Below are 20,766 nucleotides of genomic sequence, written 5' to 3'. Positions count from 1 at the left end.
CCGTTGGTTGTACCAATGGTGGCAATGGGGGGGGCGAAGCATTGTTTGCATCGCTCAAAGTGGGCGAAGGGCTCTTCGCTGAGGCTTTTGAAGTCCGCCTCCTGTGCATCGCGGCCTTTGCTGCCGAGGGAAACTCGCCAGTCAATTCTTTCGGATCGTCTTGGCCAGTTTTGCTCCAATGACGCTAGCTGCGCGCCCGGCCGGGTCGTTGGTGTGGATATAGGTTTCATCGACCAGTCTAACGGACTTCCAGCCGCCTGCATCGGCGATAGCGCGAGCCGACCAGCCCTCGCGTTCCAGCGATGTAGCGAAGCTGTGGCGGCCTGGTTGGTGGGTGCCCAGATATTCAACGCCAGCATTCTTGCAGGCCCGTTTCAGCGTGCCATAGATGCTGCGTCTGTCCCTGTATCCAAAGACAGGGGCGGCTTCGTCTTCCGGCATGATCTCTTTCAGAATGTCTAGCAGCATCGGAACAAGGTGCGCTGTCGCCTCTTCACCGTTCTTCGTTTTGCTGATGTGCGCGGTGGCTTCGCCGAAATCGATGTCATCGGGTGTCAGGCCCACTGCGTCACCGACCCGCCGTCCTGTCGTATTCAGGAACAGCATTAGTGCGAAGAGGTTGATCGGCAGATGCGGCTGTAGCTTGGCGAGATAGTCATGACCCACCGCCTTGCGCTTCGCTTTTTCGACCGGGAAGGCTCTCACCTTGATCGGAGCACACCAGCCCTGATCATGAGCATAGTTTATCACCGCGCGAACTGGGGTGATGCCTTGTCGGTTGCGGGTGGCGTTTGATGCAGTGGGATAGGCCCTTTTCGCGGCTTCCCTAACACCGCGGGGAGTAATTTCGCGCAGTAGCTGGCCGGCCAGTTGTTCCGTCATCTTGACCAGAAATCGGGTGTCGCCGTCATCCTCGGCATAGGCTAGCGCCGCCTGATCGAAGGTGACGACAGATTGTGGGCCATATAGATCAACGGCCCACAGCTTCGCCTCTAGGTGCGCTCGGAGTTCCTCTGCGCGGCGATGGTCCTTAGTCTTAAGAGCGCGTCGGATTCGCTTGCCATCGGGGCCGGTGCCGTGAGCATAGGCCCATCCGTTGTTCCATTTGATCTGCAAGCGCATTCCGTCAAAACCCTACGCATCTGTAAAATATTCTCACGGTAGAAGACCTTTCTGTTCCCGCGCAACTCATAATGAACGCCCGGTCGGGTTTCCTTCCCCTTCAAATGCTGGTCCAGCGTGCTTCGGGAAATGCCGAGCGCGGCCGCAGCCTGAACGATGGTCAGGGGTGGTGCGGCCCAGCTCTGACCTGCAGCGATGTTGCTTTCGGCCGTCATGCTGCCCCCTTTTCGTCGTCTGTTTTCCAGTGAAAACGGGCGGCTTCTGCGACGGTTTCGGCAATGATGTCCGTGGTGCACCGAGCGATCCGCCCGGTGCCGTTACACAGGTTGCAGGTCATTGATTCCCCCCCCCCTGCCGCCCCATGGAAAATCCCGCGCAGCCGCATCCCTGCGCAGCTGACATGCGGGGCAGTGGTATCCGTTGCCGTGCAGGAATTTGTTGGGCATAGGCGTTCCCTTCTCAGGTCTCTGACGGCTGAGGGTTGGTCTGGCGCCATTGCAGAACGCCCGCGACGCCCGTTTCGACATCCACGGGGCTGTCATGGTCAAAGCCTGCGATCCCCGACCAGTCGTGAATTTCCAGAACGATGTCCCGTGCTGGTCGATCGTAGTCATGCGAGTAGCCGTTCTCGATCGCGTTGCCCAAAGCTTCCAATATCTGAGCCACGACCCCCGGCTGATCCGCCCCCAGATAGCGGAATTCGATCCGGTTGACCGTCTTGTCTTCCGGGCATCCATAGTGGCTAGTCAGCATCCCGACGAAATCGGCCGGGTAGAAATCGGGGAAGCCTTCGCGGGCGCAGTCTTCGTGGGTGATCGCGTTCAGCGGCTCGGTTCGGGTGCTGACGATTTCGATCTGGCAGATGCGCTTGATCTTTTCGCCGGGCTTCAGGCCCATGCCCTTTTCGACGGCATTGACCACGTCGCCGGGTTTCAGGAACCGCCAGCCGAACCTGCGGGTCACGTCCTTTTCCCGGTTATGCACCTGGTCGAGCGTCAGGGCGAATGACATGTTGCGGGGCATCAGCAGACCTCTTGTTTAAAGGCTGGCCAGCTTTTCGGTGAGCGAAGCGCGAATAGCTTCCTCTTCTGCCAGCGTTTCCTGGTAGATTGCGGCGTCGATCCGATCCGACAGGGCGTCCTGTACGATTTCGCGCAGCTTTCGAGGCGGGATAGCCTCGGCCTGAGTGGTCAGGCCCTTAAATGACCGGTTGTCGGTGCGCTTTGCCGGTGCCTTCGGCAGGTCCATCCGGCGGATTTGCGACGGGGTGACAGCAAGACGGGTCACGGTGATGTCGCCGCCATAGTGATCGACGAAGGCCGACAGGTCTTCGTCAAGGCTGGAACACATATGCACGCCAGAGGGGTCATGATCGCCGATGTGCAGAATTTCTACCGCGTCATAGTCGCAGGCCTCGCGCGCGAAGTTATGCTTGGTCGTGACACTGTCGAAGCCGCCCGATGACAAGACGGGAACGCCGTAGTCCTCGCAATATTTGGCGAGCTGGGGCAGCATGCCACCGGCTTCACACCAGACCATCAGATGCACCGGCTGGTTCTGCTGGCGGTTTAGCCGGAAACGCCGGCCATAGCTTCGGAAGGTGGCCAGGATCGAGGCTTCGCATTCCCACCCGTGGGGTGTTTGCCGGCGCAGGCCATCATCGCGGATGTCATCCATGTCGATCAGCTTCGCGCGCCGGGCGCGGTTCATGGTCTCGCACAGTCGCTTATAGGCCTTCTCTGTCTTGTCGAAGCCATAGCCACTGACCAGCATGTAAAAGATTTGTCGCAGGGTCAGAGGGGTGATGTCGCTGTATTCGCGCAAGATCGCCTGCACGTTTGAAACCAGTTCGAGAGTGTCGCGTTGTGGCGACCATGTGTTGATGAAGCCACGCGGACGGGTAGTAGCCATTTGTGTACCTTTCAGAATGCAATCGCGAAGACGGTTGCCCAACCGGCCGCGCCGGTGATGACGCAAGGCAGAAACCACCAACCTGCGGGAAATCGGCGGCTAAGTTTTGGCGCGCACGGTCTGTTCTTGTCGTGAGTGGTGGCGACCGTGCGCGCCTCGGCCGGGCCGTCCCCAAACGGCCCGCGGTGAAGAGAGAAAAGGCCGGGGGCGGTTGAAGCCCCCGGCAGGTTCTCAGTGCCCGAGGCGGAGGCGCAGCCATGCGGGCTGCGAGGGCGCTGAGGGGAGCAACTGTTCATAGCGCGTCTCTTTCGTTGATGATCCGAGAGACGGCTGAGACTGCGGCTGGTTCTGCGGCGGTGATCAGGTTGAGAATGCGCTCTTCGCAGAGCTGCGCGATCCGTTTTTCGGCAGTCGAGCTGGCGAAGGTTTGCGCGACCTGTGCGCATTCCTCGGCTGCGTTTGCGAGGGCTTGGCGGGTCGCATCGTTCATAGGCCGGATCCTTGCGGCTGGTCTTTCAAGATGTTGCCCGCCGCGCGCAGCCAGTTTCTGGGCAGGTCCTCGGCGGTATCTGCGATGGCGGGAACGCCAAACAGCGAGACCTCAAACAGAACCGGGCTATAGCGGCTGTGATCGTCGGGCACCGTCCAGATACCGTTGTTTTCGCAAAGGTTCTGAAGCTGGATCAGCTGGGCGTCCGGGCTGATCTGGGACAGCAGCTCTGACGCGGCCTGAATGCGAGGGATGTCCAGCGGGATGCCCTGATGCGGGATCATGCGACTTCTCCGTCCGTCTTGCCTTCCTGCCTGAATGTCAGCTCGGTCAGCACTTGGGACAGCATGGCTTCAATCCGCATGCTGGCGTCGGTCAGGTTGACCAAGTGCAGGTTCGTGTCCGCGAGTTCGTCACTGGCATGCTGGGCCAGCCCTTCGATCCGTTCGATTGGATCGGCGTCAACCTCCGCCGCCGCTTCCGCGCGGGCGTTTGCGATTTCTTCGGCGTGGTTGCGAGGGTTGGGGAAGGGCTGCGGATCGCGGCGGCCGGCGGCGCGCCATGCCAGCAGTTCGCCGCATATGTCGGGGAGGCTCATGACCAGCATGGCGCTGAACTGTTCCGAGATAACGCCTTGCGACCAGCATGGCTCTCCCTTTGCAAAGAGCCGCAGGGCGTCGTCTGGAACAGCCTCGCGAGCGGTAAGTGGCTTGATCGGAACTGCAGCCGCGGTGGCCGCTGCCATGGCAGCGGTTCTGAAGCCGGTTTGGGCGAGGTTTAGAGGGTCGTGATGCATGAGGTGACTCCCGTCAAGTTGTGGCGCAAACTGACCGCGTTTTCAGATTCGAAAGGTGAAGAGGTATGAGGCAGAAGGCGCTGAAGATTTGGCCCAAGAGCGAATTGTTTGAGTTCACTCAGAGGCTTGAGACGGAGGTTTCAGGTCTTGAGACCGAGCTTTCCGAGGCATCCGAGCAGGTAGAAAACTTGACAGGTCAACTTGAAGATGCCGCCGCGCTTCTGCGGCGATGCCAAGAACACGTGCCGGAGGCTCTTCGCGCTGAAATTCAAAGCTGGGATTTGCCGGAAGGATTCGATATTCCAGACGATTACTGACAATCTCCGCTCTCAGCGAATGCCGACCGCGCGTTTCCCCACGCTCGGCTTTGGCGATTTCTTCGACCATTTCCCGTTCATCGGCCAGGGTGCTTGCGATGGCCTCCTGCCGATCTTTCTTGGCCAGCGCCTCGAACATGGCGTTGGTGCAGATTTCTGTAAGCTGCTGGACGGTCAGGGTGACGGTGCCTTTGGCGCTGAGCTGCTGGTTGGGGCCGGTGTCACTTAGCGGCCGTGGTGTGTGCGTGTGGGGATCGTGTTGCATGGGGGCCTCCATCGGGGTCGCTGCGGCACGGCTTTCGTCTACGCAAACTGCTGAAAGCTGAGAGTGGTGAGCGAAGTACAGCACCGCGAGACATTTATTGCGAAATTCGCAACATAAAGTCAAAGCAAAAATTGCGAAAATCGCATCATTGCAAACGTGGTAATAAATTGTTCATACATGGAGAGCGGCAGAAGGCCGCCTTGATCGCAACAAAGAGGTGCGCGCCTTGACCAAGAAGCGACACGATTTGGTCTCGCTCCTGGCTCTTCTCAGTGAGTGGTTGGGCGATCTGGATATCTCAATAAGGTACTCTGAAAGTGTATCGGAATTTGACGAACTGATGACGGCTGCTGGAAAACTGCCGCCTCATCCCATGTTTGATCCGGCATTTTTCGATTTCAGGGAGAACGACGCTGGCGGCATCCTCGCGTACATGAACGGAAAATGCGTAGGAGGCATCGGTGCATATTTCTATGATCTTGGAGATCGCACGCTCGGTCGGCACATGCAGTCGTCTTACCTTAGGTTGTATGGGGAAGATCATGGGCATGTGATGGACCCGGCACCTGTGATCGCCGACACCATCCGTGGACCGACCGTTTATCTGGCCGAGTTTTTCTTGGAGAAAGCTCCAGTTGGACCACGGGGGATCCCCGGAGTCTCTGGAGCAATTCTGTTATATATTCAGGCGCTTTCTGCGTTGTTTTGGAGGCCGAATTGGATACACGCCTTTGTCCGGGAGGAAGATGGAAACAGAAGTAAGCCTTGTGAATACGGCTTTACCACAATTGTGCCTTGCGCACAGATTTGGAGCGACCCACCCGAAAGAAGGTTCTCGACTGAATACTTTGTCGCAAATGACTTAAGAACCTTGGAGCACATCGCTTCTAGATTCGTACGCGACCCTGAAATTCTGCACCGTTTTCTGACGCCGGATAGCAGTGCGAGATGATGAATTTTCGGCCATCACCAGCACTTACTGGCAAGAGCAACCGGTCGTAGCAAAGAGGAATGGTCGCTTCGATTTCCGGAACTTCAAGAACCATGTGGTGAGGGGTGATTTTGTAGTTCTCGCCTTGGATGGAGGCGTCATAGTATGACGCAACAAGTTGACGTCTCATTCCTTCAGGCATTGCCCAAACTACGCGTTGCAGGCTGTCTGCGGTGTGGCCAACCCTAGTGCCCGCCATGGATAGCTTGCCGACTTTGTGTGGCTTTACGTAGTCGTCACATTGAGCCGGAACTTCGATCAGGTCGAACTGTTCTTCCACGTCAGAACAGCCGCTGATTTTCCGGTCGGAAGTCCGCCACCACTCAAGTATTTGATTGAAATTCAGTCGCTGCCCGTTGGCTGCGGCTAAGCGCGCGGCGGCCGAAGTGATGTCTGAGAGCAGGCGTGCAGCGTATTGATCGGTAGTTTCTTTGGCTGAGACTTTCAATTCGTCGTCGAAGCCCAATAGAAAGTCAGTAGACACACCAAACAGCTTAGCCATTCGATGAAGGGTCGAAGCGCCAGGCTCTCGACCTGTACGCAGTAAGCCGGAGAGATAAGATTTCTCCTGTCCCACACTCTCGCTAATAAACGATTTCCCCAAGCCCGACGCGTCTGCGCAGTAGGCGATACGATTCAAGGCAAGCTGACTTAGCTTTTCTTTCTTGGGCATAGCTTCTCTTTCCCGCGAAATGGTTTTTAAACAATTTCTGGGGAAATTAGTTGACGATATTGGTGGCGTCAATCAAGTTCCTCAACCAGAGGTAGGTTGAAGATGTTTGATCTGGAAGACATTGTCAGTGACTTAAGAGCAATCAGTCGCGAGAAGGATCCCGCGAAGCGAGCTGCGCTTTTGCAGCGTTTCGCAGAAAATCCTGCTCTGCCGGCTCTAGTTTGTGCCATAGATCAACGAGTTCTGAAAGCCGGGGATCACTGATAGCTGGTTGTTCATTGGGGTAGAAGTACTGATAGATTTTCGGAACTTCGTGTCCCTGAACCGCCCTATCCCCAGTAAGAATCTTAGAAAGGTGATCCGGACTAATGCCGGTCGCCCGCGCTAGAGCTGCTTGCGCTCCACGCTCTTTCGGCAAGTGCCGCTTGATCCATTCTGCATCAATAACGTCCATAGTGGTCAATGTGCGATATTCGCAATCAGCATTCTATCGCGAAAATCGCGACAATCTATACTTGCCATTTATCGCGATAATCGCAATAAAGGCAACATGCTTGATCCTGCGAAAACTGTAATCAAGATATGTGGGGGGGTTGGCGCTACCGCCGAGATGGCCGGGCGCAACCGATCCTCCGTGTATCGGTGGATGCTTGGCTCCGAAAAAGGCGGCACCGATGGAGAGGTTCCTCGGACAGCCAAAAAAGCTCTTCTTGCTAAGGCTGGGGAGCGTGGGGTGGATTTGCGCCCGGAGCATTTCTCGGCACAGTTTGTGCACGAAACCAAAACAGAAACACAAGACCCGCCAACGACCCGAAACATCGAGCAAAGGCCGCAGCCAAGACAAGGGCGTTCCGTTGGCGAAAGGGGTGCCACATGAAGGTTCGCCCCTTTCTTCTGGCCTTTCTCTTTTTTGGGGGTGCGGCGTGAGCGAAGTTTGCAAGATCGGTCCGCTTTCCGTCCTGCACACGGAAGGCTCGGGATTTGTCACCGTAGCCGGGCGGTATCACAGTGAACAGCTTGATCTGGCCGGTTGGCAGTCCCGTTTGAAATTCTATCGCGGGCTGCGTGATCGGGATGGTGGGCGATATGCGCGCTTTTATGTCGGGCGCGTCCGGGCCTGCGAAAAGGCGATTGAGGTTCTGAGATGAGCGCGCCTGACGTGGTTCAGATCGGGCCGGTGACACTCATTCATGGCGATGCCCAAGAGGTTTTGGCCGACTATCGAGGCGCGGCTGATCTGCTTTGCACAGATCATCCCTATCGCCTGACTTCGGGCGGGCGAGGTCAGACTGACGGCAAGACCATGACCGGGATCTTCGATCCCGAAGACTACGATAATTCTGGCGATCTGATGGTGATGGCGGAATGGAACCGCACAGGCGGGCCGATCTATCGCGCGTTAAAACCCGATGCCGACGCCTATGTGATGGTCAATGACAAGAACCTGATGCTGGCGGCTGGTGCGTTTTTGGGGGCTGGGTTCAAGTTCCATAATCTGCTGGTCTGGGACAAGCACGGCCCGACGCCGAACCGCTGGTATATGAAGCATCTCGAGTTCGTGTTGTATCTCTGGAAAGGCAAGGGGCGACCGATCCGAAACCTGGGATCAAAGCAGCTGTTCCGTGCTGATCGGCCGGGGCTTGGGAACCACAAGACGGAAAAGCCGGTCGCTCTGATGCGGCACTATATCGAGAATTCCAGTGAACCCGGCGATGTGGTGCTGGATCCTTACATGGGGTCGGGCACGACGCTTGTCGCCGCGATCGAGGCGGGGCGCGCCGGGTTGGGCATCGAGATCGAGCGCGAGCATTTCGACACGGCCTGCAGGCGAGTGCGCGAGGCGCTGACATGAGCGACAGCCCGGTCATATCCTTCGGCCTGTGTGTCACCACTGCGGCCATGAAGGCGAAATGTGGCCAGTGCGGATTGCGAGACCGGATTGACCTAGCCGTCGCGGCGCTGCGTCAGGTGCCGCATGACGAAGAGGCTTGCCACGCGGTCGCCGAATTCCTTGCGACGGTTGAGCTGGCCCCAGCCAACGCGGCGGAAAAGCTGCAGGCGTTTTTGTCCGACTGGCTCGATCGCGTGTCACCGCGCGAAGCCGAAGTGGTACTGGCTGGCTCGGATGCCGTTGACCTGTTCGCTTGGCAGAGGAGGGCAGACATCAATGGTTGACCTTATGGCCAAGTTCCGCCGGGGCGAAAAGATCACGCTTACCGACAAGATCAACAGTTTAGAGACCATCGCCGAGTGGCAGGGTTTTGTGGGCGGGTTGCGGATGCAAAGCCGCAATTTGACTGCCGATGAGCAAGCCGCCCTGGCGCGCCGACGTTGCGAATTAGGCGGTGCGAAATGAGCTTCCCCGAAGACCCGCGGTTGATCGAAGCAAAGGCCATTCCGATGACTGAAATGGTCGACCGTTTGGGCATCGCGGGCCTGAAGCGGATGGCGAATGAAATGGTTGGCCCGTGCCCATTGTGCGGCGGCCGCGACCGGTTCGGGATCAATCTGCGGTCCAATGCTTTCCTGTGCCGAAAGTGCGATCTGCGCGGAGGTGATCAAATCGCGCTGGCGATGGGGGTGCTGAACCTGGATTTCAAAGGCGCTCTGTCGTGGCTTTGTGGTGACCAGCCAGCGGAGTTGGACCCGCGCGAAGTGGAGCGCCGCCGCCAGCTTGCTGCCGAGGCTGAGCGGAAACAGCGCGAAGAGGCGGATCGCTACCGTCGCCGGGCAGTGTCCGACGCGCGTTTGATCTGGAAGAAAGCGCGCCCCGGTCGCCTGGGCGTGGTGCGGGCCTATCTGCTCGCGCGCGGCATCACGTCCGACATGCTGCCTGAGATACCCGAGGCCCTGCGCTTCATAGTAGATCACCCCTATGTCAAAAAGGTCGGCCGCGAATATGTCACGGCCCATCGCGGCCCCTGCATGGTAGCGGGCATCCTGTCGCCGGCCGGCGAGCTGACCGCGGTGCATCAGACATGGGTGGATCGCGCGCCGCCGCATGGCAAGGCCCGGATCAGCCTTGAGGGCGAAAGCCTGCCTGCCAAGCTGGTCCGCGGGTCGAAGAAGTCCGGTGCAATCCGGCTTCTTACGCCAAAGGGCGCCGACACGCTGGTCATGGGCGAAGGGGTTGAGACCACGTTGACCGCCATGGCGGCACAGCCTTTCGCCAATGCGGCCTATTGGGCCGGGGTGGATTTGGGCAACATGGCCGGCCGGATGCAGAGGGTGAAGGGCAGGCGCTATTCCGGTCTGCCCGACATGTCAGACGCCGACGCCTTCGTGCCGCCGCTCTGGGTCAAGCGTCTGGTCTTCATCATGGATGGCGACAGCGATCCGAAAATGACCCGCGCCAAGCTGGAATGCGGCCTTCGCCGGGCCATGGCGCTGAACCCCGGCTTGCAGGGCCAGATCGTGCATGCCGGCGCCGGGGTCGATCTGAATGACGTGCTGATGGACGGCGCGCCGGATGGCGAAGGGTGTGACGACTGATGCGCGATGCCTCGGAAATCAACGTGCTGATTGGTTGCGAAACCAGTGGCGAAATGCGCGAGGCTTTCCGGGCGCTTGGGTTCAACGCCTGGTCATGCGACGTAGACCCGGCCGACACGCCGACCAACCGGCATATACGGGGCGACATCCGCGATCAGCTGGATGATCCGTTCTGGCACTTGCTGTGCGTCGCCCATCCGCCATGCACCCGCCTTTGCCGGGCCGGCCAGCGCTGGCTTTATGGCCCCGATAAAACGCATCCGAAGAAGCTTCCCAAGGGGCGGACCTGGCCGGACATGATTGCTGAGTTCCATGCGGCCTGCGATCTGTTCGAAGCCTGTCTTCACGCGCCGATCCCGCTGCGCGCGATCGAAAATCCGATCATGCACAAATGGGCACGGGAACGCATTCGCGGCCTGCCGAAGCCGCAGATCGTGCAGCCGCACCAGTTCGGCGATCCGGCGTTCAAGGCGACCGGGTTCTATCTGCACGGTCTGCCCGAGCTGGTGCCCGACAGGGCGTTGACCCCGCCGAAGCGGGGCACTGACGAATACAAAAAATGGCAACAGGTGTTCCGCATGCCGCCGGGGCCAAACCGGGCGAAGCTACGCAGCAAGACCTATCCCGGTGTGGCACGGGCCGCGGCCGCACAATGGGGCTTGCACGCAAGGAAGGTGGCAGCATGACAGGCAATATTGATGATGTCCGCAAGACCTTCGATGCGGCCGAAGATATCTCGCCGGCCGAAGGTCTTGCGCCGCCCGATGATGGTGGCCACATGGATGGCCCGCCGCCCCGCACCCCGGATGATTTCGGCGGATATTCCGACCCTGATGACGATCAAGGCCCGTCGATCGAGGGCGCGCGCCTTCCGCTGAACGATACCGGAAACGGGTCGCGCTTTGCGCTCTATTGCGGCGATCACGCCATGTATGTGCCCCGCGTCGGCTGGCACATCTGGGATGAAAAGCGCTGGAAGCTGGACCCTGACGGCATCGCCGTTCGCCGGCACGCGCAGTCGATCCAGCGCCGCATCATCGAAGAAATCCCGCATGTGGTGCTGGAAGATTGGCAGCTCGAGCAAATCGAGCGCGAATCCATCGTGCGGCCGCGCCTTGACCAGCTGCGCCTGAAAAAGGCGATGGCCGACAAGGCGGGTGACGGTGGCGAAAAGCTGACCGTCGAAGAGGAAATCGAACTGGATGATCTCGACCAGCAGATGAAGTGGATTCACAAGCTGAAAGATCGACGGGCCGGCATGAAGTCGGACCACCGCAGCTTCGCCAAATCGACCGGCAACAAAGGCCGGATCGATGCGCTGCTGACAGAGGCAACCACCAGTCTCGGCCGCGAGGTCGAAGACCTGGACGCCGACCCGCTGACTGTGAACACCGAAAGCGGCATTCTGCGGTTTCGCGTGACCGATCTGCGACCTGAAAGCAGCGGCAAGGTGGCCGATGTCGAAATCATCGATCATGCGCGCGAAGTGCCGGTCGAGGGGCGGAACCATCCGCAGTTCATCACCAAGCTGATGCCGGCCGAATTCGACAGGCACGCGACCTGTCCGAGGTTCGATGCCTTCATGCGGCGGGTGCAGCCCGATCCCGAAATGCGGGCTTTCCTGCAGCGCTGGTGGGGTCTGTGTATGACCGCGACCCCGGTGCAGAAATTCGTGTTCCAGTATGGCAAGGGCGCGAACGGCAAATCCGTCCTGTCGGACCTGATGAACCGCCTGTTGGGGGATTATGCCACCACGGTGAAGATCAAGTCGCTGACCGGGCGCAACAACAAGAGCGGGGCCGATGCCACGCCCGACCTGATGCCCCTGGTGGGCGCGCGTGCCGCCTTGGCGTCGGAACCCGAGGAAGGCGACCGGCTGCAGGAAGGCATGATCAAAGAGATGACGGGCGGCGAACCGATCCTGGTGCGCCAGCTGCATTCCGACTTCATCGAAGTGCGCCCCTATTTCAAGCTGACGATCAGCGGCAACCACAAGCCCGATATCCGGGGCACCGATGACGGCATCTGGCGCCGGGTGCTGCTGGTGCCCTTCGACGTGCAAATCCCCGAGGCCGAGCGCGACGAAAAGCTGATCGACAAGCTGTGGGAAGAGCGCGCCGGCATCCTGAACTGGCTGATCGAAGGGTTGATGGCCTTTCTTGAAGGTGGCCTGCAGGAACCCGATCAGGTTCTGGAAGCAACGCAGGACTATCGCGCTGACAGCGACCCGATCGGCACCTTCCTGGCCGAATGCTGCGTTGTCAGCGGCGCCAGTGATGACTTTCTGTCTGCCCGCGAGCTGATCGACGGATTCAATCTGTGGATGGATCAGCGCGGCGAAGGCATGTGGGGCCAGCGCACCGTATCGCTCAAGTTCAAGGCCGAGGCAGGCCGCTACCGCGACCCGACCACGAACCGCCCCTTTACCAAGGGCAAGCGCGACGTGACGGGCTATCGGGGCATTTGCTTCACCGACATGTTCCGCCGCGCCTATGATGACGCGCCGCGCAACAACCAGGGACGCCCTGTCGCATTCACCGCATCGTCCGGCGGCTCTTCGTCGAGTGGCGAGGACTACACCACATGACGCTTCGGCGGCATAGCCTCGGCCGCGCCGCCGCCCGCACCCCGCACCCCTTTACCTTCCTTCGGAAAACAGGCCGGTCCGACCGGTCTGAAACTGCCTTGTCGGGTCCGAAAGTTCGGATGCGGGGTTTGGGGAAGATCTTTGCAAGTCAACGCCTTGTCGGTCGGTTTCGGCTGGACCGGCCCGAACGGTCCGAAATGCGGCCTAACGCGCGCGCGACTGACAATCCGGGGTTTGGGGAAAAAGAGCAGCCCCATGCGTTACCTGCCGTCTCGGGCCGTTCGGGCCGTTCGGGCCGTGATCCGCCCATATTGTCACGCAATGTCAGGCGGTTGGCGGGCTGCATGTTCCGATCATTTCGGACCCTGTCTTTGGCGTTTCAGACCCGTCCGACCCTGTCTATTCCATCGAGAATCAACATCTCGTTTCCTCATCAATCGAAACAACAAAATCTGGTAAAAAGGGGGCAGGCATGAAGCTTCAAGCAGTTGGGAAGGGTGAAGCGGCGCTTCGCGCACTGGAATTGGCGGACGGTCCAACGCGGGCCTTAGATGACAGCGGGCGGGAAATCATATCGGTGCGCAGCCTGCTGGAATGGGCCTTCGCGACGGAATGCGCCACGCTCGACTTCGATGAAGTGGGCGCTGCCCTCGGGATAGGCTTGCCTGCCGCCGGGGCGGAATATCGGGTGTCACAACAGTTGGCATTGGGGAGGCGAAGAGGAGAGGGCGTGCGTCCCGACACTTCGTTCGGCCGAAGCAATCCACATGATGATGCCGAACTGGTCGCGACGATCCTGCGCAACGCCGTGCCGTTTCATCTTGCTGTCCGAATGGCGGAGCTGGCCCGCGCCTGCACGATCCCAAACTGGGATTTGGGGGAGCAGCGTCTTCAGCCAAAGGAATGGGGCAAGCGAACCCGAGCGGGGCAGCATGGCAAGACTGCGGTGCTTCAGGTGGTGGAATACGTCCTGCGAGGCCGTCGCCGTCGCCGCGAAGAACTCTATGTCCCGTGTCATTGGGTGCCGAGCGCCTGCCAGATCGCCAGTGCGCGGCGAGCATATCTGGATTGGTGGGGTGGGCTGTTGGCGGTCTCAGCGGGTCTGAGAGGCGTGGAGTTGAGCCGTTACGTCCTGTCGGATCACATGCCGCCGATGGCCCCTTGGCAAAATAACCGTTGACACAAGTTCAATATCTTGACTCTATGGCAGCGAACCGAATTGCGCCCGCAGGAAACTGTCGGGCGCGTTTTCGTTTCAGGTGGCGGCGTGGAAAGCAGACACGCAGGATCGCAGATGGAGCCGGTCACGGACGGACCAGAGCCGTGAGGTAGACGAATGAGGGCGGTAAGCCGAGAGCAACGCCTGTCCTAAACCATCATAGCCGGGTTAGCGTCCGGCCCACCTGAAAGTGTGTCGCGGTGGGGCAGTCTGGTCAGCCCGCTTGGTTCATACCCAAGAGGTCGCCGGTTCAAATCCGGCCCGCGCAACCAATACCAGAGAGGCATCCCGCCGGATCACACCGGAAGCCAGATAACCGCTGGGCCAGTAAGTCGGCTGAAACCGCAGGCAAGTGGCACAGCCCTGATCGGGATAGGGGCTGTGCTGCGACAATGAGGACGGCAACAATGGACATTGGAACAATCGAAGGCGTGACCCGCATCTGCGGCAAGTCCCAAGGCTTCCTTGGGTTGCCATTGCGTGACGGGACGCGACACTGCGACGTCGCCGGCGGCGAGGTTCCAACCATGACCAGCGCTTGGTTCCCGTCTCCGGAAGAGCTGAAGGCTCTGAATGCCGGTGCCGCGATCCACGTTCATATCGACGGCACGACGCCAGCACCGATGATGCTGAGTGTTGGCCCGGAGCCTGACCCGGTCTGACGGTGGGTCGCTTGTCTGCGGCACAGCCGCGTCTGGGTTCCATGCCGTCGCGCTTGGGCAGATCACCGAAGTCAGAGGCAGAACGGTCTCGCCACCGGGATCAAACCCAAGCGTGGCGGAGCTGGTACAAGACGGCGCGATGGCAGAAGCTGCGGCGCAAAGTGCTGAAGCGCGACGGATACATTTGCCAAGCCACCGGTGTGGCGTTGGTCGGCAAGTATCCCGCGCCGAATAGCCCGGTGGTGGACCACAAGAGGCCCCATCGCGGCGACCCGGAGCTGTTCTGGGACGAAGACAACCTGCATGCGGTGTCCAAGGACTACCATGACAGGGTCAAGCAAAGCATCGAGAAGCGCGGGCAATACTGACGCCCGGCGCATCACCAACCATCAATGAAGGGGGGGGGCGGTCAAAAGTCTGGAAGGTGCCAGACCCTAGACCCGCATCCCTAGCTTTCGGAGATTTTTTTCTTGCCAGATGAAAATTCGACCAGCGTAGACCTGTTCGGGAATGTCGTTTTTGCCAAGCCTAGAACGAAGGGACGCCCGCCTTTTGAAAGGACGGAGGAAAATGCGCATAAAGTCAGTATGTTACTGGCCATGGGTTGGTCGAACTCGCGCATCGCTTCCGTTATTCGGGATCCGCGCACTGGCAAGACCATCTCGGAACCTACGCTCAAACGGCATTTTAGATCCGAGCTCCAAACTCGGGATTTCGCCCGAGATCAGCTGCGGGCGCGTCAATTGATGATGGCGTTTTCTGCCGCTTCTTCAGGCAACGTTGGTGCGATGCGCTTCTTCGAAAATCTGGTCGAAAAGAACGATTTGATGATGGCCGAGACGAGGGTGGGCCGACCGGGGCTGGGGGAAAAGCAAGCCCCTGCAAAACAAGAGCGACTGGGAAAGAAAGACCAAGACAAACAGGCTGCTCAGGATGCCGAACAACGTCTCTTGGAGCAAATTCAGGGCGAGGCAAATGCCACTCGACGCCACTGAAACCTTGCCGCGTTTTTCCTGCCCTGATTGGTGGGAAAAAATCCAACGCGGCGAAACTCCGATTTCGGAAATCCCTTTGAATGAAGAGCGGGCCGCGAAGGCTTTGACCTTCTTCAACCGCCTGCGTTTGCCTGACGTGCAAGGAAATCCTCCTTTGTCCGAGGCGTGCGGAGAATGGTTCCGGGATGTCTTGGTGGCATTTCTGGCCAGCGAGGATCCGGAAACGAAAGAACGGCTGGTCTGGGAACTGTTGTGTCTCGTTCCAAAGAAGAGTTCGAAATCAACGTATAGTGCGGCCTTGGGGATCACAGCACTTTACATGGAGGAAACGCCGAACGGGCAGATGCTCTTGATTGGGCCGAGCCAGAACATCTCGGCAAGGTGCTTTGACCAGGCGCAGGCTATGATCAGGTTGGATCCTGACCTCGATGCCATTTTCCACATCACGGACAACGTCAAGTCGATCAAGCGCCGCAAGACGGGAACAGAGCTGCAGGTGAAGACCTTTGATACAGGGATTATCACCGGCGAAATTCCCCTTCTCACAATCATTGATGAACTTCACGAACTGGGAAAGAAGCCGAAGGCTCAGAAGGTGATGCAGCAGATTCGTGGCGGTGGGATCACCATGACCGGCGGGCAAGTGCTGTTCATCACAACTCAGTCTGATGAACGCCCTGCGGGAATTTGGCGAGCGGAGCTCGACAAGGCTCGGAAAATTCGTGACGGCAGGTCGGGGCCGAACCCGATTATGTTGCCGGTGTTGTACGAGTTTCCGGTGCAACTTCAGAAAGACGAGACATTTTGGCGGGATCAGAAAAACTGGCCTCTGGTCCTACCGAATTTGCACAAGTCGATAAGCCTCGCGCGTCTGGTCGCGGACTATGAAAACAATGGCGCCGCATCGAAAGAAGCCGAGCAAATCTGGGTCAGCCAGCACTTGAACATCGAGATCGGTGTTGGTCTGCACAATGATCGTTGGACTGGCGCGGACTTTTGGCTTGGCGCGGTGGAGCCGGATCTGACCTTTGAGAGTTTGCTTTCGGAATGCGAGGTCATCACGGCGGGAATTGATCCCGGCGGACAGGATGACTTGCTGGCGTTTTCGTTGGTTGGCCGAAAGACCGGGACGGACATCTGGTTGAGCTGGTCAAAGCTGTGGGCGGATTGGATTGTCTTGGAGCGGCGCAAGTCGATCGCCTCGGCTTTGGAAGACTTTGAAAAGGCGCAGGACCTTGTCATGGTCCACGATCTTGAGGCGGAAGCCTATGCGGAGATTGCGGAGACTTGCAAACAAATCAGAGCATTGGGGCTTTTCCCGGAAGGGAAAAAGATCGGTGTCGATGCCGCAGGCGGGGGTGCCAACCTGGCCGTTGACGCTTTGGAGAGCGCGGGTTTTGACGCAGCGTCTGACCTTCAGGGGGTTTCGCAAGGCTACAAGCTGAACAACATCGCAGGCACCGTAGCAGTGAAGTTGAAGGGACGAACTTTCCGACATGCTGGTCAAGACATCATGGCGTGGTGCGTCGAGAACACTCGCGTCTATCAACGCGGAAACGCCCAGTATCCCTCCAAAGAAGAGAGTGGAGCGGGCAAAATCGACGGGTTGATGTCGACCTTGGACGCAGCGGAATTGATGTCTTGGCACCCGAAGGCGGCAGGCAACGGCTCCTTGCTCTTGGACATGGAAGAGGTGCTTGTCTGATGTTCCGTTTTTTTCAGAGAAAATCAGCCGTGGAGGCGCGAATCCTTGAGGCCATCGACAATGGTGTGGCTGGCGGCGCGCCGGCCATCAAGGTGTCGGCTCGTCAAGCCTTCGGCGTGATGGCGGTCTTTGCTGCGGTGCGTGTGATATCCGAAGATGTGGCGAAACTGCCGGCAAAGCTCAAAAGATCAACGGATGAGGGCAGTGAGACAGCCCACGACCAGCCGGAACACATCCTGCTGAGCCGAATTGGGAAACAAGCCAATGAAGTTGATGATGGTTTCACATCAATGGAGTGGATCGAAGCGCTTGTCGCGGCGGCAGCGCTCCACGGCATTGGAGTTACGCATCTGAACAGAGTCGGTGGGAAAGCCCGTGAGGCAACACCGGTTCCTCACGGATCGTGGCGCTGTGAAAGGAACCAATGGTCTATCCGGCTTCAGAATGGGAAGTGGGAAAACGTTCCGCGCAGCGAGCTTATCGTGTTGCGCGGTCCGCAGCTGGGTTTGAACATCACCCAGGCGGCGCGCCAATCCATTGATCTGGCCCGCCGCCTTGATCTGATGATGACCAGCATCGCCAGGAAGGCAGGGCGTCCAAACGGAATTATCAGTTCAGAAGGACTGACATCGCAGGACAAGGCCGACACATTTGTTCGCCGGATCAAAAGCTATTTCGGCCAGTCTGGCGATGGCGGTCTTATGCCCGTTGACCTTGGGAAACTGAATTACATCCGTCTGAGCATGACGCCCGGGGAACTCCAGCAGGATGAAACCTACTCTCGGGTCGTAACTCAAATTGCAAGTGCCTACCGGGTGCAGCCTGCTCGCCTCATGCACGCCATCACCGACCACAACAACGCCAGTGCCTACACCTGGAACATCATTCATGTGCAGGACTGCGTTTTGCCTTGGGTAAAACGCTTCAAGCAGACGTTTGAGAAGGACGCTTTGGGCGAAAATCGAGTGCGCGAGGGATACTATTGCGACGTTGCTCTGCAGGGCCTCTTGCAGGGTTCGCCGGCCGAAAGAGGTAAACTCTACGTTGCTCTTCGAACGGTCGGCGCGATGTCACCGCTGACCGTTGCCAAGCTTGAGGACTTGCCAACCCAAGGCGTCAGCAACGATCCAGCGTTCCCGCTTTTGACAAACCCCAATCCCAAAGAAGAAAAGGACGGCGACGAAGATGACTGATCGTTGTAACCCGATGGAAAGCAAGTCGGCCGTTGAAGTGGCTGAGGGACTTGCAGTCCCGGAATTCAAGGCCGCTAAGGATGGCACCGTGGAAGGGTACGGTGCCATTTTCGGCAATATTGACCGCGGGCATGACATTGTTGAAGCCGGTGCGTTCGCTGAGAGTTTGAACGGTGGTGCCAAGATCAAAATGCTTTGGCAGCATGACCCATACAATCCGATCGGAGTGTGGGAAGAGGTCAAAGAGGACGACAAGGGTCTTTGGGTCAAGGGGCGGATTCTGGGCGACGTTGAACGGGGTCGCGAAGCTTCCGCACTGGTGAAAGCCGGAGCTATCGACGGTTTGTCGATCGGCTACCGCACATTGGAATTCCGCGAAGCCAAGGTGGATGACCGTTGGGTCCGCGTGATCGAAAAGGCAGAACTTTGGGAAGTGTCGCTAGTGACCTTTCCGATGAACCCCGAAGCGACCATCGACGCGGTGAAGGCCGCAGCCATGTCGCAACGGGAATTTGAGCGTCAACTTCTGAGGGATTCGAAGATGTCGCGCAGTGTCGTCAGCGCCCTGATGCGGGACGGCTTCAAAGGTGTTCAGGCCCTGAGTGACTCGGGCGATGAGGACTTCTCGGAACTGCTGGAAGCCGTTCAGGCCGACAGCCTCATGAACTCGTTGTCATAGGAGGAAAACACATGGCAACTCTTGCAGAAGTGAAGGCCGCGATTGAAGCGCAGGCCTCTGGAACGCAAACCCTTCGCGACGAAGTGAAGAAGCTTCAAGGCGATTCCGTGGACAAGGAATCGTTTGCCAAGCTGGAAGCGTTGGTGACCGATCTGGACGAAAAGCGCCAGAAGTTGGAAACCGAATATCTTGCGGAGCTGAAGGAAGCCAAGGAACTGGCCGAAGAGGCATCTCTGAAAGCTGGTCGCCGCGGTGCCGGCACTGATGACGGCCCGAATGAAGATCAGATCGCCCACAAGACGGCCTTCATCGACTACATGCGCGGCCGCGGTGTGCCAGCGCTGGAAGCCGATGTGAAAGAGGCCGAAAAGAAGGCCTTGGGGTCGGCCACCGGCTCGGGTTCTGGTGTGGGCGTTCCGACAATGATTGCGGAAGAAATCCAGACTAAGACCAATGACGACAGCGTCATGGCAGGCCTGGTCAAAGTGGTTCAGGTCGGCACCAGCGATTACAAGGAACTCGTTGACAAGGGCGGTATGGGCTTCGGCTGGGTTGGCGCTGGCGATGCACGCGCAGCCACCGGTAAGCCGGATGTCTACGAGGCCGAACCGGCTATGGGCACGGTCTATGCCTATCCGGAAGCACAAGAAGAACAACTGGACGACGTGTTCTTCAATATCGAAAACTGGCTGGCGGATTCGGCTCGTGTGGCTTTCGCCAATGCCCGCGATGTCGCCATCATCGACGGCGACGGCACCAAAAAGCCCTTGGGCATGCTGGGCACCGCGCCGGTGGCCGATCCGGACGGGTCGCGCACCGACATGGTGTATCAGTTCCTGGCGTCCGGTGTGGCCGACGATATCGGCACGGCCGATAAACTGATCGAGCTGGTCTATCTGCTGAAGGCGCAATACCGGATGAACGCCAACTGGTTGCTGAATTCGTTCAGCACCCGCAAGGTTCGCACCATGAAGGACGGCAACGACCGCTTTCTGTGGACCGACAGCCTGGTGGTCGGCCAGCCGGCTTCCTTGCTGGGCTATCCGGTCGCGACCGCCGAAGCGATGCCCGATATCGCGGCAAACAGTACGCCGATCGCGTTTGGTGACTTCGAAAAGGCCTATACCCTGGTCGAACGCCACGATCTGCGCATCACTCCGGACGAAATCACCAAACCCGGATACAAGAAGTGGCATATCCGCCAGCGTCTGGGTGGCACGCCAACCAATGACGACGCCGCCAAGTTCCTGAAATGCGCTGCCTGATCGGGCATCCAAGGAACTAAGTTCATCCGCCCCGCGAAGCCGGTCTTCGCGGGGTTTTTCGTGAGGAAATGACATGATCAAACCAATCAAATCTTTCCGGGCAGTTATCCCCGGTTCGGCATATCCCGTGACCTTCACCCCTGAAAGCGAGCTCAAGCCAAACTCGGTTGCTGCCAAAGCTGCGCTGGATCTTGGGTATCTGTGCGAAGAAGACGTGGTGACGGTTCGTGAGGCGCTCGGTTTGGGCGAAGACCAAACCGGCGCCGCTGCTGACAAGGCCGCTGCTGACAAGGCCGCTGCTGACAAGGCCGCTGCTGACAAGGCCGCTGCTGACAAGGCCGCTGCTGACAAGGCCGCTGCTGACAAGGCCGCTGCTGACAAGGCCGCTGCTGACAAGGCCGCTG

26 protein-coding genes and 1 tRNA gene are annotated in these 20,766 nt (G+C 58.8%); 18 read left to right on the top strand and 9 right to left on the bottom strand.

The features are described 5' to 3' along the window. Nucleotides 1-141: 141 nt before the first annotated feature. The 8 genes from E4662_RS05445 to E4662_RS24005 all read right to left on the bottom strand — a co-directional run bounded on the left by E4662_RS05445 (nucleotide 142) and on the right by E4662_RS24005 (nucleotide 4,901). Nucleotides 142-1,122, bottom strand: a complete 981-nt coding sequence (locus E4662_RS05445; protein WP_136440358.1) for a tyrosine-type recombinase/integrase — start codon at nucleotides 1,120-1,122, stop codon at nucleotides 142-144. Between the two features lie 211 nt (nucleotides 1,123-1,333). Further along, complete coding sequence (locus E4662_RS24405; protein ID WP_276606300.1) at nucleotides 1,334-1,459, bottom strand: hypothetical protein; 126 nt, start codon at nucleotides 1,457-1,459, stop codon at nucleotides 1,334-1,336. 122 nt (nucleotides 1,460-1,581) lie between these two features. After that, nucleotides 1,582-2,145: an ASCH domain-containing protein gene (locus E4662_RS24210; RefSeq protein ID WP_206080257.1), complete on the bottom strand. Its 564-nt coding sequence runs from the start codon at nucleotides 2,143-2,145 to the stop codon at nucleotides 1,582-1,584. 15 nt (nucleotides 2,146-2,160) lie between these two features. Then, nucleotides 2,161-3,033, bottom strand: coding sequence for a hypothetical protein (locus E4662_RS05435; protein ID WP_136440356.1), 873 nt, complete (start codon nucleotides 3,031-3,033; stop codon nucleotides 2,161-2,163). A gap of 292 nt (nucleotides 3,034-3,325) precedes the next feature. After that, nucleotides 3,326-3,523: a hypothetical protein gene (locus tag E4662_RS05430; protein WP_136440354.1), complete on the bottom strand. Its 198-nt coding sequence runs from the start codon at nucleotides 3,521-3,523 to the stop codon at nucleotides 3,326-3,328. Then, nucleotides 3,520-3,807, bottom strand: a complete 288-nt coding sequence (locus tag E4662_RS05425; protein ID WP_136440352.1) for a hypothetical protein — start codon at nucleotides 3,805-3,807, stop codon at nucleotides 3,520-3,522. The genes E4662_RS05430 and E4662_RS05425 overlap by 4 nt, the downstream gene beginning before the upstream one ends. Then, nucleotides 3,804-4,319: a hypothetical protein gene (locus E4662_RS05420; protein WP_136440350.1), complete on the bottom strand. Its 516-nt coding sequence runs from the start codon at nucleotides 4,317-4,319 to the stop codon at nucleotides 3,804-3,806. Before E4662_RS05420 ends, E4662_RS05425 begins: the two co-directional genes overlap by 4 nt. 114 nt (nucleotides 4,320-4,433) lie before the next feature. Then, nucleotides 4,434-4,901, bottom strand: a complete 468-nt coding sequence (locus E4662_RS24005) for a hypothetical protein (RefSeq protein ID WP_168797902.1) — start codon at nucleotides 4,899-4,901, stop codon at nucleotides 4,434-4,436. Nucleotides 4,902-5,127: 226 nt separating this feature from the next. On the opposite strand from E4662_RS24005, the gene E4662_RS05405 reads away from it, so the two are divergent. Next, the gene (locus E4662_RS05405; RefSeq protein WP_136440344.1) at nucleotides 5,128-5,853 is read left to right on the top strand and encodes a hypothetical protein; all 726 of its coding nucleotides are present in this window, start codon (nucleotides 5,128-5,130) and stop codon (nucleotides 5,851-5,853) included. Here E4662_RS05405 and E4662_RS05400 read toward each other — a convergent pair. Further along, nucleotides 5,789-6,565, bottom strand: a complete 777-nt coding sequence (locus E4662_RS05400) for a helix-turn-helix domain-containing protein (RefSeq protein WP_136440342.1) — start codon at nucleotides 6,563-6,565, stop codon at nucleotides 5,789-5,791. The genes E4662_RS05405 and E4662_RS05400 overlap by 65 nt on opposite strands. 923 nt (nucleotides 6,566-7,488) lie before the next feature. Between E4662_RS05400 and E4662_RS05390 the strand changes: the two genes are divergently transcribed. The 17 genes from E4662_RS05390 to E4662_RS24295 all read left to right on the top strand — a co-directional run. Continuing rightward, a complete protein-coding gene (locus E4662_RS05390; RefSeq protein ID WP_136440338.1) occupies nucleotides 7,489-7,713 on the top strand; it encodes a hypothetical protein in 225 nt (74 codons plus the stop codon). After that, nucleotides 7,710-8,417 carry a DNA-methyltransferase gene (locus tag E4662_RS05385; RefSeq protein ID WP_136440336.1) on the top strand — a complete coding sequence of 236 codons (708 nt, stop codon included), beginning with the start codon at nucleotides 7,710-7,712 and terminating at the stop codon, nucleotides 8,415-8,417. The genes E4662_RS05390 and E4662_RS05385 overlap by 4 nt, the downstream gene beginning before the upstream one ends. Then, entirely contained in the window at nucleotides 8,414-8,740 is a 327-nt protein-coding gene (locus E4662_RS05380; protein ID WP_136440334.1) for a hypothetical protein, read from the top strand. Before E4662_RS05385 ends, E4662_RS05380 begins: the two co-directional genes overlap by 4 nt. Then, a complete protein-coding gene (locus E4662_RS05375; RefSeq protein ID WP_136440332.1) occupies nucleotides 8,733-8,921 on the top strand; it encodes a hypothetical protein in 189 nt (62 codons plus the stop codon). Before E4662_RS05380 ends, E4662_RS05375 begins: the two co-directional genes overlap by 8 nt. Beyond that, nucleotides 8,918-10,057, top strand: coding sequence for a DUF7146 domain-containing protein (locus E4662_RS05370; protein WP_136440331.1), 1,140 nt, complete (start codon nucleotides 8,918-8,920; stop codon nucleotides 10,055-10,057). The genes E4662_RS05375 and E4662_RS05370 overlap by 4 nt, the downstream gene beginning before the upstream one ends. Continuing rightward, on the top strand, nucleotides 10,057-10,743 hold the full coding sequence (locus tag E4662_RS05365) for a hypothetical protein (protein WP_136440329.1): 687 nt from the start codon (nucleotides 10,057-10,059) through the stop codon (nucleotides 10,741-10,743). Before E4662_RS05370 ends, E4662_RS05365 begins: the two co-directional genes overlap by 1 nt. Beyond that, nucleotides 10,740-12,644: a DNA primase family protein gene (locus E4662_RS05360; RefSeq protein ID WP_168797901.1), complete on the top strand. Its 1,905-nt coding sequence runs from the start codon at nucleotides 10,740-10,742 to the stop codon at nucleotides 12,642-12,644. The genes E4662_RS05365 and E4662_RS05360 overlap by 4 nt, the downstream gene beginning before the upstream one ends. A gap of 472 nt (nucleotides 12,645-13,116) precedes the next feature. Then, nucleotides 13,117-13,824 carry a hypothetical protein gene (locus tag E4662_RS05355; protein ID WP_136440325.1) on the top strand — a complete coding sequence of 236 codons (708 nt, stop codon included), beginning with the start codon at nucleotides 13,117-13,119 and terminating at the stop codon, nucleotides 13,822-13,824. 232 nt (nucleotides 13,825-14,056) lie between these two features. After that, nucleotides 14,057-14,135: transfer RNA gene (locus tag E4662_RS05350), tRNA-Met, on the top strand. Nucleotides 14,136-14,270: 135 nt separating this feature from the next. Next, nucleotides 14,271-14,525, top strand: a complete 255-nt coding sequence (locus E4662_RS05345) for a hypothetical protein (RefSeq protein WP_136440323.1) — start codon at nucleotides 14,271-14,273, stop codon at nucleotides 14,523-14,525. Nucleotides 14,526-14,527: 2 nt separating this feature from the next. Continuing rightward, nucleotides 14,528-14,893, top strand: coding sequence for an HNH endonuclease (locus E4662_RS05340; RefSeq protein WP_136440320.1), 366 nt, complete (start codon nucleotides 14,528-14,530; stop codon nucleotides 14,891-14,893). 102 nt (nucleotides 14,894-14,995) lie between these two features. Then, entirely contained in the window at nucleotides 14,996-15,520 is a 525-nt protein-coding gene (locus E4662_RS05335) for a hypothetical protein (RefSeq protein WP_168797900.1), read from the top strand. Then, entirely contained in the window at nucleotides 15,501-17,225 is a 1,725-nt protein-coding gene (locus tag E4662_RS05330; RefSeq protein WP_136440316.1) for a terminase large subunit, read from the top strand. Before E4662_RS05335 ends, E4662_RS05330 begins: the two co-directional genes overlap by 20 nt. Next, nucleotides 17,225-18,418 (top strand): phage portal protein, encoded by a 1,194-nt coding sequence (locus E4662_RS05325; RefSeq protein WP_136440314.1) that lies wholly within the window; start codon nucleotides 17,225-17,227, stop codon nucleotides 18,416-18,418. The genes E4662_RS05330 and E4662_RS05325 overlap by 1 nt, the downstream gene beginning before the upstream one ends. Then, the gene (locus tag E4662_RS05320) at nucleotides 18,411-19,097 is read left to right on the top strand and encodes an HK97 family phage prohead protease (RefSeq protein ID WP_420819258.1); all 687 of its coding nucleotides are present in this window, start codon (nucleotides 18,411-18,413) and stop codon (nucleotides 19,095-19,097) included. Before E4662_RS05325 ends, E4662_RS05320 begins: the two co-directional genes overlap by 8 nt. Before the next feature lie 11 nt (nucleotides 19,098-19,108). Then, nucleotides 19,109-20,362 carry a phage major capsid protein gene (locus E4662_RS05315; protein ID WP_136440312.1) on the top strand — a complete coding sequence of 418 codons (1,254 nt, stop codon included), beginning with the start codon at nucleotides 19,109-19,111 and terminating at the stop codon, nucleotides 20,360-20,362. Nucleotides 20,363-20,435: 73 nt separating this feature from the next. Next, on the top strand, nucleotides 20,436-20,766 hold a 331-nt coding region (locus E4662_RS24295; protein WP_240705130.1), incomplete at its 3' end, for a hypothetical protein.

The sequence above is a fragment of the Pacificoceanicola onchidii genome (assembly GCF_004804335.1).
Classification (GTDB): Bacteria; Pseudomonadota; Alphaproteobacteria; order Rhodobacterales; family Rhodobacteraceae; genus Pacificoceanicola; species Pacificoceanicola onchidii.
This window is presented reverse-complemented; position numbering and strand designations above follow the sequence as displayed.